This is a genomic window from Martelella sp. HB161492 (genome assembly GCF_013184775.1).
Taxonomy (GTDB): domain Bacteria; phylum Pseudomonadota; class Alphaproteobacteria; order Rhizobiales; family Rhizobiaceae; genus Martelella.
Map to the genome: position 1 here is coordinate 26,668 of NZ_JAATVV010000014.1, position 12,305 is coordinate 38,972.

The 12,305-nt window shown below is 60.6% G+C and carries 11 protein-coding genes; 6 read left to right on the top strand and 5 right to left on the bottom strand.

What is annotated here, in order from left to right; genetic code table 11:
* Positions 1-18: 18 nt before the first annotated feature.
* Genes cobS through HCK86_RS20215 form a run of 3 tightly spaced genes read left to right on the top strand, consistent with a single transcriptional unit; the run spans position 19 to position 3,885 of the window.
* Positions 19-1,011 carry a cobaltochelatase subunit CobS gene (gene cobS / locus HCK86_RS20205; protein WP_176086298.1) on the top strand — a complete coding sequence of 331 codons (993 nt, stop codon included), beginning with the start codon at positions 19-21 and terminating at the stop codon, positions 1,009-1,011.
* A gap of 10 nt (positions 1,012-1,021) precedes the next feature.
* Positions 1,022-2,917 carry a cobaltochelatase subunit CobT gene (cobT, locus tag HCK86_RS20210; RefSeq protein ID WP_176086299.1) on the top strand — a complete coding sequence of 632 codons (1,896 nt, stop codon included), beginning with the start codon at positions 1,022-1,024 and terminating at the stop codon, positions 2,915-2,917.
* Positions 2,914-3,885 carry an esterase-like activity of phytase family protein gene (locus tag HCK86_RS20215; RefSeq protein ID WP_176086300.1) on the top strand — a complete coding sequence of 324 codons (972 nt, stop codon included), beginning with the start codon at positions 2,914-2,916 and terminating at the stop codon, positions 3,883-3,885. Before cobT ends, HCK86_RS20215 begins: the two co-directional genes overlap by 4 nt.
* 37 nt (positions 3,886-3,922) lie before the next feature.
* Here the strand turns inward: HCK86_RS20215 and HCK86_RS20220 are convergent, their stop codons facing one another.
* Positions 3,923-4,597: a TetR/AcrR family transcriptional regulator gene (locus HCK86_RS20220; RefSeq protein WP_176086301.1), complete on the bottom strand. Its 675-nt coding sequence runs from the start codon at positions 4,595-4,597 to the stop codon at positions 3,923-3,925.
* A 94-nt stretch (positions 4,598-4,691) separates the two neighbouring features.
* Here HCK86_RS20220 and HCK86_RS20225 point away from each other — a divergent pair, with 94 nt between their 5' ends.
* Positions 4,692-5,243: a VOC family protein gene (locus HCK86_RS20225; RefSeq protein WP_176086302.1), complete on the top strand. Its 552-nt coding sequence runs from the start codon at positions 4,692-4,694 to the stop codon at positions 5,241-5,243.
* 128 nt (positions 5,244-5,371) lie between these two features.
* Here HCK86_RS20225 and uxuA read toward each other — a convergent pair whose 3' ends face one another.
* From uxuA to HCK86_RS20245, 4 genes are all read right to left on the bottom strand, one after another.
* The gene (gene uxuA, locus HCK86_RS20230; RefSeq protein WP_176086303.1) at positions 5,372-6,529 is read right to left on the bottom strand and encodes a mannonate dehydratase; all 1,158 of its coding nucleotides are present in this window, start codon (positions 6,527-6,529) and stop codon (positions 5,372-5,374) included.
* Between the two features lie 72 nt (positions 6,530-6,601).
* A complete protein-coding gene (locus HCK86_RS20235) occupies positions 6,602-7,369 on the bottom strand; it encodes an FCD domain-containing protein (RefSeq protein WP_176086304.1) in 768 nt (255 codons plus the stop codon).
* Positions 7,354-9,162, bottom strand: a complete 1,809-nt coding sequence (locus HCK86_RS20240; protein ID WP_176086305.1) for a glycoside hydrolase family 2 TIM barrel-domain containing protein — start codon at positions 9,160-9,162, stop codon at positions 7,354-7,356. Before HCK86_RS20240 ends, HCK86_RS20235 begins: the two co-directional genes overlap by 16 nt.
* A gap of 47 nt (positions 9,163-9,209) precedes the next feature.
* Positions 9,210-10,205 (bottom strand): TRAP transporter substrate-binding protein, encoded by a 996-nt coding sequence (locus tag HCK86_RS20245; RefSeq protein WP_176086306.1) that lies wholly within the window; start codon positions 10,203-10,205, stop codon positions 9,210-9,212.
* A gap of 217 nt (positions 10,206-10,422) precedes the next feature.
* Between HCK86_RS20245 and HCK86_RS20250 the strand changes: the two genes are divergently transcribed.
* Both HCK86_RS20250 and HCK86_RS20255 read left to right on the top strand, forming a co-directional pair.
* On the top strand, positions 10,423-10,980 hold the full coding sequence (locus tag HCK86_RS20250; RefSeq protein ID WP_176086307.1) for a TRAP transporter small permease: 558 nt from the start codon (positions 10,423-10,425) through the stop codon (positions 10,978-10,980).
* Positions 10,981-10,992: 12 nt separating this feature from the next.
* Positions 10,993-12,303: a TRAP transporter large permease gene (locus HCK86_RS20255; protein WP_176086308.1), complete on the top strand. Its 1,311-nt coding sequence runs from the start codon at positions 10,993-10,995 to the stop codon at positions 12,301-12,303.
* Positions 12,304-12,305: the final 2 nt, after the last annotated feature.

Sequence of the window (12,305 nt, forward strand, 5' to 3'; positions counted from 1 at the left end):
GGCCGCGACGGAGACATGATGAGCAAGATTGAACTGGATTATTCCAACGGACCGGACACGACCGTTTCGGTTCGTGAAACCTTTGGCATCGATATCGACCTTGAGGTTCCGGCCTACAGCGCCGACGACCCCTATGTCCCCGACATCGACCCGGACTATCTCTTTGACCGCGACACCACGCTCGCCATTCTCGCCGGCTTTGCCCATAATCGCCGCGTCATGGTCTCCGGTTTCCACGGCACAGGCAAATCCACCCATATCGAACAGGTTGCTGCCCGGCTGAAATGGCCCTGTGTTCGCGTCAACCTCGACAGCCACGTCAGCCGTATCGACCTGGTGGGCAAGGATGCCATCGTCGTCAAGGATGGCCTGCAGGTCACCGAATTCAAGGACGGCATTCTGCCCTGGGCCTATCAGCACAATGTCGCGCTCGTCTTCGACGAATATGATGCCGGCCGCCCGGACGTCATGTTCGTGATCCAGCGCGTGCTGGAATCCTCCGGCCGCCTGACCCTGCTCGATCAGAGCCGCGTCATCAGCCCCCACCCGGCCTTCCGTCTGTTTGCAACGGCCAACACCGTCGGCCTCGGCGATACGACCGGCCTCTACCATGGCACGCAGCAGATCAACCAGGCGCAGATGGACCGCTGGTCGATCGTCACGACGCTGAACTATCTGCCGCATCAGGAAGAGGTGAACATCATCCTCGCCAAGGTGAAGAGCTTCAACGCCACGGAGGAAGGCCGCACGGCCGTTTCCAACATGGTCCGCGTCGCCGACATGACCCGCTCGTCCTTCATGAATGGCGACCTGTCGACCGTCATGAGCCCGCGTACGGTGATCAACTGGGCGGAAAATGCCGAGATCTTCACCGATATCGGCTTTGCCTTCCGCGTCACCTTCCTCAACAAATGCGACGAGTTGGAGCGCACCCTGGTGGCTGAACATTACCAGCGCGCCTTCGGCACCGAACTGAAGGAAAGCGCCGCCAACGTCGTCATGAGCGCCTGAGGTAAAACCCATGGCCGGACGCGGCGATAATCACAAGACCAATCCGTATGCGCCGGTGGACCTCGAGCCGTTGCACCGCTCGATCTCCGGCTGCGTGCGCGCGGTTTCCGGCGATCAGGAGACCGAGGTCGTGTTTTCGCACGACCGGCCCGGCATGACCGGCAACCAGATCCGGTTGCCGGAATTCTCCAAGAAGCCGACATTGCAGGAGCTTGCGGTGATCCGCGGGCTCGGCGATTCCATGGCGCTGCGCAGTTCCTGCCACAATCCGGTCACCCATGCGCAGATGTCGCCGGGCGGCCCGGATGCCCAGGCGATCTTCGACGCGGTCGAACAGGCGCGGGTGGAATCGATCGGCGCCAGGCGCATGCCCGGCATGGCAAAAAACCTGTCCGCCATGCATGCCGAGAAATATGACAAGGCGAATTTCGCCGCCATCGACCAGCGCGATGACGCTCCGGTGAGTGAAGCGATTGCCATGCTGGTGCGCGAGAAGCTCTCCGGTGAAAAGCCGCCGGAATCAGCCGGCCATGTGCTCGACCTCTGGCGCGATTTCATCGAACAGAAGGCCGGCGTCGACCTCAACCGCCTCGGTGAAGCAATCGAGGACCAGCATGCCTTTGCCCGCGTCGTCCGTTCGATGCTGTCCTCCATGGATCTGGCTGAGGACTATACCGAAGAAGATCTGGAAACCGACGACAACGCTGAAGAAATGTCGGAGGAAGACCAGCCGCGGTCAGACCGCCAGAACGATGAGAATGTCGAGGAAGATGCCGGACAGGATTCCAGTCCCGCAGAAGATAGCGAAAGCGCCGACGAGGAGATGGATCAGGGCGAGCTCGACGGCGCGGAAGTGGCCGATACCGATCTCGATGACGATGCCGATCCCGATTCGGAAGTGGCGGGCGAAACCAAGCGCCCCAACACGCCCTTTGACGAGCTGAACGAGAAACTCGACTACCGGGTCTTCACCGGCGAGTTCGACGAGGAAGTCACGGCAGAAGAGCTCTGCGATCAGGAAGAGCTGACGCGCCTGCGCGCCTATCTCGACAAGCAGCTCGCCCATCTTCAGGGTGCGGTCGGCCGTCTTGCCAACCGCATGCAGCGCCGGCTGATGGCGAAACAGAACCGCTCCTGGGATTTCGATCTCGAGGAAGGCTATCTCGACAGCGCCAGGCTCACCCGCATGATCATCGATCCGATGCAGGCGCTCTCCTTCAAGATGGAGCGCGACACACAGTTTCGCGATACCGTGGTCTCGCTTCTGATCGACAATTCCGGCTCCATGCGCGGCCGGCCGATCACGGTTGCCGCCACATGCGGCGATATCCTCGCCCGTACGCTGGAACGCTGCGGCGTCAAGGTCGAGATCCTCGGCTTCACCACCAAGGCCTGGAAGGGCGGACAATCGCGCGAGAAATGGCTCGAGGACGGCAAGCCCGCCGCTCCCGGCCGGCTCAACGATCTGCGCCACATCATCTACAAGTCCGCTGACCAGCCCTATCGCCGGTCGCGGACCAATCTCGGCCTGATGATGCGCGAAGGCCTGCTCAAGGAAAACATCGACGGCGAAGCGCTGATCTGGGCACATGACCGGCTGATGGGGCGTCCCGAACAGCGCCGCATCCTGATGATGATTTCCGACGGCGCGCCAGTCGATGATTCAACGCTTTCGGTCAATCCCGGCAATTTCTTGGAAAAGCACCTGCGTGCCGTAATCGAGGAGATCGAGACCCGTTCACCGGTCGAACTGCTTGCCATCGGTATCGGCCATGACGTGACGCGCTATTATCGCCGCGCCGTGACCATTGTCGATGCTGACGAGCTTGCCGGTGCCATGACCGAACAGCTGGCTGCCCTGTTCGAGGAACAGCAGGCCCAGGGCCGCGGACGACGCGGACATTGATCGGCCGTTTCGTCCTTTGTCTCGGCTTTGCCGTCGCGGTTGCCGCCGCGCCGGCTCTTTCCGGCCCGGTCCCGGTCGCAGCAACGCCGATCCCGCATTTTGCCCTTGAGGGCAGCGAGACCCAGTTTGGCCGGCTGACCTATCTTGGCGGGCTGAAACTCGCCTCGCCGAATGCCGCGTTCCAGTCACTCTCGGCCATCCGTTTCCGGCCCGATGGCCAGCATTTCATCGCCGTTGCCGATAATGGCACCTGGATTACGGGCGCCATCACCCGTTCGGCCGACGGCCGGCTGTCCGGTATCCGCGATGTGACCATCAGCCCGATGAAAAACCGCAAGGGGGTCCATGCCGGCAAATCGGCGATGGATTCGGAAAGCCTCGCCATCGATGGCGACCAGCTGCTTGTCGGCTTTGAAGGCGAGCACCGGATCGACCGTTATCCGCTGAAAGGCTTTGAGACCGCCACGGCAAAGCCCGGCCCAAATTTTCTGGTCCCGCGGAAGGAACTGCGCCGGAATGGCAGTTTCGAAGCGCTTGCCGCTGATGGCAAGGGCCGGGTCATCACCGTCACCGAGCAAAGTGTTGATGCCGACGGACATCTGTTCGCGGCCATCATTGAAGGCCCCGACAAGGGGATTTTCAAGGTGGTGAAAACCAACGGCTTCGACGTGACCGACGCCGTTTTCCTGCCCGGCGGCGATGTGCTGCTGCTGGAGCGCCGCTTCTCGCTTCTGGCTGGGATCGACATGCGCATCCGCCGCATTGACGGAGCCGCCATCCGGCCCGGTGCGCTGGTCGACGGGCCGGTCATCATGCAGGCCTCCGGCCGCGAGACCCATATCGACAATATGGAAGGCATGGACCTTATCCGCCGCCCTGATGGATCCCTGAGCCTGATCCTCGTCTCCGACGACAACGCCTCCCCGTTTCAGTCAACCCTGATGCTGGAATTCGCTCTGGAACGCTGAGAGCGCCCGGAAATTGGCGGGCGGTTCGCAGACGCCGTCATCCCCCTGACTGCGTTTTTTCGCCCGGCGCCACCAGATTGCGGATCATCATCAGGCTTTCCTGGTTCAGTCTGAAGGCCTCCTGAGCATCGAGTGACGCCCAGTTTTCGGCAAACCAGCGGTCGATCGCCGTTGCCGCCGCCAGCGCTACGGCAACCAGAAGGCCCTCGGGCAGATCATCGCGAACGGCGGCGCAGGCCTGACCTTCACGCAGCAGTGCTGCCACGGCGGCATGAAGCTCTGCAACCGGACCGGCGGCGGCGGCAAGGCTCGCCGGGCTCTCATAGAGACGACGGCCAAGCGTGGCCAGATCAGCCGCGTCGGTCAGGGTGACGGACAGCCGCCCCATATAGGCGCCAAGAGCAGCCCAGAAGGCCTCCGCATCGCCATCAAAATCATCGCCCAGCGGTGAACCGAGACGCGCGCCGAGTACCGCCAGCGCTTCGGCAATCACGGCAGCGAACAGATCTGCCTTGTCTTCGATATAGTAATAGGCCTGCCCTTTCGAGATACCGGCCGTCTTCAGGATCACGTTCAGCGAGGCGGCCTCGAAGCCATCGGCGAGGAAGGCGCTGCGGGCGGCAGCATAAAGTGCGGCCCGCCGCGCCGGTTTCAGCGCGGTAAGCCGCTGCCTTGCACAATCGCCCTCCGCCATCGCTCTTTCAACGGCCATAAAACCCTTCCTTGTCAATTTTAGACCACTGGTCTAATATGCTCTGAAACCACGCGGCGTCAACGGCGCCGATCACCGGACGAGGGAGAAAGACATGCGCTGGCGCGGCGTCAATCATATCGAATTGTCGGTCCTCGACTACGAAAGATCGGTTGCTTTCTTCGACGAAATGTTCGGCTGGCTCGGCTATAAAAGCTTCTGGACCCTCGATCTCGGCTATCGCTCCACCTATTACATGGCGCGCTTTCCCTTCCCGCATTCCTATATCGGCATCCAGCCAGCGCGCTCCGGCGGCAGGCTCGATCATGAAGCCCGTGCCACCGGCCTGCACCATCTGGCGCTCTGGGCCACGGGGCGGCGCGAGGTTGACCGGTTCCACCGTGACTTTCTGCTACCGCGCGGCATTTCCGTGTCCGATCCGCCAGCCGAATATCCGCTCTACGCACCGGGCTACTACGCTGTCTTCTTCGATGACCCGGTCAACGGCTTTCACCTCGAACTGGCCCATATTCCGCTGATCGCCTCGCCCGGCGCCTATCGCCGCACGGCAAGAGCCTGGAAACAGGCGGCAGCGGATCACCCGGACTGGCCTGCCGGAACGATGAAGGCAGCCTTTCGCACGCTTCCCGGCCGCACGAAAAAATGAGGCCGCCCTTTTGGGGCGGCCGGAATAGCTTCGGGGGGGAGAAGCGAAAGGGTTTCACGGCGCTGAAACCCTTCCCGTTTGTTGTTATTGCTGAGCCGGGGGCGTTTCGGCCTCCTGGGAGGAGTGGCTCAGAGGGTCGCGAGTGCGCGGGCAATGCCGCGCACTTCAGCAAGGCCGCGCAGCCGCCCGATCAGCGGGTAGCCGGGATTGGTCTTGCGGGTCTGGTCATCGAGGATGGCGTGGCCGTGATCAGGCCGGAACGGGATCTGCAGACCATGCGCCTTTTCCACCTCGAGGGCGGCCTTGACGACGGCAACCATGTCGACATCGCCGTCGAGATGCGGCGCTTCATGGAAGCTCATGCCATCCTCTTCACGCTTGGTGGCGCGCAGATGCAGGAAATAGACGCGATCGCCGTGCTTCTTCAGCATCGCCGGCAGATCATTGTCGGCGCGCACGCCATAGGAACCGGTGCAGAAGGTGAAGCCGTTGGCTTTCGACGGCACGTCAGCGACCATGCGGTCCATATCGGCCACCGTCGAGACGACACGCGGCAGGCCGAACAGCGGACGCGGCGGATCATCCGGATGGATCGCCAGCACGGCACCGGCCTCTTCAGCCATCGGCACGACGATCTTGAGGAAGTTGGTCAGCTGCTCGGCCAGCGCCTCGGCGTCGATGGCATCATAGCGGGCGAGCTGGCCGCGGAAATCATCGAGCGTATAGCTTTCCTCAGATCCGGGAAGGCCGGCAATCACGTTGCGGACCAGCTTCTCCTGATCAGCCTCGGTCATGGCCTTATAGGCCGCTTCGGCGCGGGCAATATCGGCGGCCGAATAGTCGGTCTCAGCGCCCTTGCGCTTCAGGATGAACAGATCGAAGGCGACATAGGCAGCATAATCGAAACGCAGAGCACGCGCGCCATCTTCAAGACGATAGGACAGATCGGTGCGGGTCCAGTCGAGCACCGGCATGAAATTGTAGCAGATCGTCTTGATACCGGCCCTGGCCAGGTTCTGCGCCGAACGGCCCCAGGTCTCGGCAAGCTGTTCCCAGCCGGCCTCGGCCGTCTTGATCTTCTCATGAACAGGAATGCTTTCGGTCACCGACCAGGTGAGACCGCTGGCTGCGACCATATCGCGCCGGCTTTCGATCAGTTCGGGCTCCCATAGCACGCCATTCGGCAATTCATGCAGGGCGGTGACGATGTCACTCGCCCCCGTCTGGCGGATCTCCTCGAGGGAAATCGGATCCTTGGGTCCGAACCAGCGCCAGCTTTCCTTCATCGTCAACTCCTGTTGTTCTTCCGAAGCCTTGCCTGAAGACTTCCCTGTTTGTTGCAGTCCGCGCTTGTGCGCCTATCCCACGATCCGGCCGATTTCATCCGAACCGAATACGAAGCCGTCAAAGGCCGGATCATCGACATCGGAAAGCGCCATCAGCGTTTCTCGTACATTCTGGAGATGCTGCCACATGGCCTGGCGCGCCCGCGCCGGATCCTTCATCTGCAGCGCCTGCAATATGGCGCGATGATCAGACAGCCAGCGGCGGCGATAATCACTGTTGAACACACGCATATGCAGCTGCGCCCACATGCGGCTCTTCTTGCGCTTGGCCCAGAGCTCGTCGAGAAGATCGACCATGACGGAGTTCTGCGTTGCCTCTGCAATCAGCCGGTGGAACAGCTCGTCCCCCGCATAGCCATCATCGGAATTCTTCTCGATCGCCTCGCGCTCCATATCGAGCGCCTCACGCATGCGGCGGATATCGGCCATGGAGACCATCTCGGCAGCAAAAGCGGCAATGGTGGATTCCAGCAGCTGGCGGGCCTGCAACAGCTCGAAGGGGCCGATATCGTCGGTCAGGCTGTCATCGGCAGCGACCTCCGGCTCGGGTTCGGCGGCCGGTTCGGCAAGATAGATGCCTGACCCTTTCCGCACTTCGACCAGACCCTCCAGCTCCAGCGTGATCACCGCCTCGCGCACCAGCGAGCGGCTGACACCCATTTCCTCGGCCATCTGGCGCTCCGTCTTCAGCCGGTCGCCGGGCTTCAGCGTCGAAGACGCGACCTCGGCACGGATCGCCTCGGCAACCTCCTGATAGCGGCGTTTTACAGCGTCTCCCATTCCTTGGCCTCCCTTTCGGCCATCGCGTGATAGAACGATGCCAGAATTGCAAAGGCTTCCTTTCTGGTAGCCTTGTCTGCGGCAATCAAGCCCTTGCGGTTGAAGCCGCGCTGGTAGATGCCCTGGCGGCGTTCGGTCCTGAAATCGTAGAGGATCCAGGGCGACATGCCACGAACGAAATCAAGTTCCTTCAATGTGGCGATCTGGCTGCGATAGACTTCTGCCTGATAGGTTTCCGAAAACAGGCCGGCCTTCGGGCCCTTGTCGGAGATATCGGCATCTGCACCGGTTTCCGACACGACCACGGGGCGGTCCGGCTGCGAATTGGCAAGGATTTTCGGCAGTTCGGAAAAATCCTCGTCATACCAGCCGTAATATTCATTGATGCCGATAATATCGAGATGGGCGGCAAGCCGGTCCTCGATCTTCAGCTTGTGATGGTTGACGAGACAGGCCGCAGCGATCAGCCGTGTCGGATCGTTGGCCCGCGCCGTATCCGCCAGATGGCGCATGAAGGCAAGGCGCTGATCGGTATCGGGGTTTTCGTTGCCGACCGACCAGATGACGACACTGGCGCGGTTACGGTCACGCTTCACCATTTCCAGAAGCTGGTTTTCGGCATCGCGCAGTGTTGCCGGATTGTCGAAATCAATCGCCCAGTAGACCGGGATCTCGGTCCAGAGCAGAAGCCCGATCTCATCGGCCAGCGCCACCGCCCGCTCGTGATGGGGATAATGGGCGAGCCGCACATAATTGCAGCCGAGCTGTTTGGCATCCGCGTAGCGACGCCTCAGATCGTCTTCGGTGACGACCTTGCCAAGCACGGCATCATCCTCATGAACGGAAATGCCACGCAGCCACAAGGGCCTGCCATTGAGAAACAGTTCACGGCCGCGCCGCTCGATACGGCGGAAGCCGATGCGGTCGCACACGCGGTCACCACCTGCCGTCAGCACCACATCGTAAAGTTTCGGCCGGTCCGGCGACCACAAGAGCGGGGCTGCGGGAATCGAAGCCGTACCCTTTCCGCCTTCAAGCGGAATATCGACGGCAATGCCAAGCTCGGCAATCTCGAACCGCGCATAGTCAGCGCCCTCTGCCGCAATGGACACGTCGATGTCATTGACCAGCGGATCAGGATTGAGGCGCACGAACAGATCGCGGATCAGGGTCTTCGGCGTCTCGATCAGCGAGACCTCGCGATAGACGCCGCCATAATTGAACCAGTCGGTATTGCGCATCGGCACGCGGTCGGTGGTGCGGACATTGTTGACGCAGAGCATCAGCCAGTTGCGCCCTTGCTGCAGCTGATCCGTCAGCTCGGCAAAGAAAGGCGTCGAGCCGCCATAATGGTTGCCGATGAACTGGCCATTGAGAAACACCTTGCAGTCATATTGCGCCGCGCCGACACGCAGGAAAAAGCGCTTGTCCGCCTTCGGCGTGAAATCAACGGCCCGCGTGTACCAGGCCGAGCCTTCGAAGAAATACCATTTCTCCTGCAGCATCTGCCAGCAGGACGGAACGGGAACTGTTTCGCCCATATAGGGATCGTAGTCCCACGGCTCCTGCCGATCACAAGGATCGGCAGGGTCCATGGCAAACCATTTCTGGCGGAGGCCCGTGTCGAGCAGATCGACGCAGAAATTCCACTCTCCATCAAGGGAGATCACATCACGCCCGCCCATGAAAATCATCGTTTCATGGTTCAGATTCTGCAGGTTGAAGGGACGGTCATAGTCCTCATCATGCAAAGCCTGGAGAGCATTTTCCGCAATTGCCGAACGCTCAAGCATGGTTTCCTCCGCCAGCCATTTTTCATGTAGCAAGCCGCAGACGCGGCTTACTGAGCGCTGTAAGCCTTGCCGGCTTCCTGAATGCGCTTGACCATATCGGCAACCTTCGGCGACTTGGTCGAAAGCTCGTCATACATCGGCTGCACCGCAGCCTGGAACGGCGCCTTGTCGACCTGGTTGACCGTCACACCCATCTGGGACTGCATGTCTTCCATGGCCTGATTGGCGATCGCATCCCACTGTTCGCGCTGGAACTTGGCAGCTTCCTTGGCAGCGGTCTTGAAGGCAGCCTTGTCGTCATCCGACATGGCATCCCAGGCACAGGAGGAAATCACCACCACGGAGGGGATCATCGTGTGTTCATCGACCGAGAAGAACTTCGCCACTTCGCCGTGCCGCGAGTCGGTCATGGCCGTCGGGTTGTTTTCAGCGCCATCGACAACGCCCTGCTGCAGCGCGCTGTAGAGTTCACCATAATCGATCGGCGTCGGGCTGCCGCCCAGAAGCTCGACCATGCGAATGGCCGACGGGCTCGGCTGAACGCGGATCTTCATGCCCTTCAGGTCATCCGGCGTGTTGATCGCCTTGTTGCCATAGAAGGAGCGGGCGCCTTCCATCAGCCATGCAACGCCCTGAAAGCCCTTGCTGTACGAGGAATCGAGGATTTCCTGACCGATATCGCCGGTCAGCACGTCAAACTGATGATCCTCATTGACGAACAGATAAGGCAGGTTCAGCGCGGAATAGGCTTCGTCAAAGGCTTCCATTTCAGACGCATTGCTCTTGGCCATGTCGAGCGCGCAGCTCTGCACCATTTCCATCGATTCACGCTGGGTGCCCAGCTGTCCGTTCGGGAAGATCTGGATGTCCCAGCGTCCATCCGTCAGCTCCGAAAGACGGTCGCTCATCATTTCGATCGATTTGTTGACCGGGTGATCAGGCGTGTTGTTGTCGCTCAAACGCAGGGTACGGGCTTCTGCCGACGCGGCAAAGGCAATGGCTGCAACGCCCGAAACAAGCGCAAGCTTCAAAATCAGTTTCATGTGTCCTTCCTCCCGGCACCCGCAGGACCTTTTGAAAAACACCGCCTTGGGGTGCCCTCGTTATGGCGGCTGGTGAAAAAGGTCGACCAATTTTCGCCCATTGTCAACCACATTCAGATAATTGGTTGACCAATTTTTCACTTTGCGGCATGTTTAGGGCTGACAGTTCCCGTTGAAAGGTCTTCGGGCACCGATTCAGAAATCAAGGGAGGGTCGGATGCAGCAACCACGGCAAACCGACATATTCAGCCGCCTTATTGACGGCATCGCATTCCTGGTGGACATTTTCCTTCGCTTCGTGATCGTTGTCGGGTTCTCCGCCCTCGTCATCTGCGTCGTGTGGCAGGTCTTCAGCCGCTACGTCCTTCAGTCCCCATCGATCTACACTGACGAGATCGCGCGCTTTTCCTTCATCTGGCTGGCGCTGATCGGTGGCGCCTACACCTTTGGCCAGGGGCGCCATCTGGCGATCGACATTCTGGCGCCGGCGCTTTCCGGCTGGAAGCGCCAGACCGCACAGATCGTGGTTCTGGCCATCATCGCCTGGTTTGCCGGTTTCGTCATGATGAAGGGCGGCGGCTCGCTGGTGGCCCGCACACTGATGCATGGTCAGGTCTCGCCGTCGCTGCAGATACCGATGGGCTACATCTATGTCGCCATTCCGGTCTCCGGCGCGATCATTCTGTTTTATTGCGTGCAGATGGCCCTTCGGGTGCTGCATGGCCAGGCCCCGACAGGGGAAGCCGCGGCTGAGGCCGGCGGCCCGCTGGACTGAGGAGGAGCTCTCATGTTTGCAGCCTATTCACCCTTCGTGCTGTTCGGCAGCTTTGCCATCCTGATGGTGCTCGGCGTTCCGATCGCCTTCTCGATCGGTGTTGCCGCCACCGTCACCTTCATGCTCTTTGTCGGCATCGATCAGTCCTATTTCATCGTCGCCCAGCAGATGGCATCCGGCCTCGACAGTTTCACACTGCTCGCCATTCCCTTTTTCATCCTTGCGGGCAATATCATGAACCGCGGCGGCATTGCCCGGCGCCTCATTGATTTTGCCAAGGTCATCGGCTTCGCCCTGCCCGGCTCGCTTGCGCATGTGAACGTGCTCGCCAACATGATGTTCGGCTCGCTGTCGGGCTCGGCCGTTGCGGCTGCCGCCGCTGTCGGTGGCGTCATGGCACCGCTGCAGAAGAAGGAAGGCTATGACCCGTCCTATTCGGCCGCCGTCAATATTGCATCCTGCACCACCGGTCTGCTGATCCCTCCGTCTTCGACCTTCATCGTCTTCTCACTGATCACCGGCGGCACCTCGGTTGCAGCGCTCTTCGTTGCCGGATACATCCCCGGCATTCTGATGGGTCTCGGCATCATGATCGTTGCTGGCGTCATCGCCAAGCGTCGCGGCTACCCAACCCAGCCGCGCCCGAGCGTCATTGAGTTCATCAAGAAGGGCCTCGATGCCATCCTGCCGCTCGGCCTCGTCATCGTCGTCATGGGCGGCATCATCGGCGGCATCTTCACGGCAACCGAAGCCTCGGCCATCGCCGTAGTCTACACGCTGCTGCTCGCCTTCGTCTGGTATCGCGAAACCTCGATCAAGCAATTGCCGTCAATCATTCTGGAATCGGCCGTTACCACTGCCGTCGTGCTGATGATGATCGGCTGCTCGATCGCCATGTCGCGCGCCATGGCTTTCGGCAACATCCCCAACATGATCTCGGACTTCATGCTCGGCCTGTCGGATAATCCGATCATGATCCTGATCATCCTGAATGTCGTCCTGCTGATCGTCGGCACCTTCATGGACATGACACCGGCGCTGCTGATCTTCACGCCGATCTTCTTCCCCGTCGTTCAGAAGCTGGGCATGGATCCGGTTCAGTTCGGCGTCATGATGACCCTCAACCTGTGCGTCGGCATCTGCACGCCGCCGGTCGGATCGGCCCTGTTCATCGGCTGCTCGGTTGGCGGAACGACAATTCCGAAAGTCATCAAGCCGCTGATCCCCTACTTCATCACCCTGATCGTCGTTCTGATGATGGTCACCTTCATCCCGTTCATCAGCCTGGCACTGCCGCGGCTGTTCCTCGGATATGCCGGGTAAAA

Coding starts and splice junctions, on each gene's coding strand:
- uxuA (WP_176086303.1), bottom strand. CDS start 6,529: ATGAAGGAAAGCTGGCGCTGGTTCGGACCCAAGGATCCGATTTCCCTC.
- HCK86_RS20245 (WP_176086306.1), bottom strand. CDS start 10,205: ATGAAACTGATTTTGAAGCTTGCGCTTGTTTCGGGCGTTGCAGCCATT.
- HCK86_RS20240 (WP_176086305.1), bottom strand. CDS start 9,162: ATGCTTGAGCGTTCGGCAATTGCGGAAAATGCTCTCCAGGCTTTGCAT.
- cobT (WP_176086299.1), top strand. CDS start 1,022: ATGGCCGGACGCGGCGATAATCACAAGACCAATCCGTATGCGCCGGTG.
- HCK86_RS20225 (WP_176086302.1), top strand. CDS start 4,692: ATGCGCTGGCGCGGCGTCAATCATATCGAATTGTCGGTCCTCGACTAC.
- HCK86_RS20250 (WP_176086307.1), top strand. CDS start 10,423: ATGCAGCAACCACGGCAAACCGACATATTCAGCCGCCTTATTGACGGC.
- HCK86_RS20255 (WP_176086308.1), top strand. CDS start 10,993: ATGTTTGCAGCCTATTCACCCTTCGTGCTGTTCGGCAGCTTTGCCATC.
- HCK86_RS20220 (WP_176086301.1), bottom strand. CDS start 4,597: ATGGCCGTTGAAAGAGCGATGGCGGAGGGCGATTGTGCAAGGCAGCGG.
- cobS (WP_176086298.1), top strand. CDS start 19: ATGAGCAAGATTGAACTGGATTATTCCAACGGACCGGACACGACCGTT.
- HCK86_RS20235 (WP_176086304.1), bottom strand. CDS start 7,369: ATGGGAGACGCTGTAAAACGCCGCTATCAGGAGGTTGCCGAGGCGATC.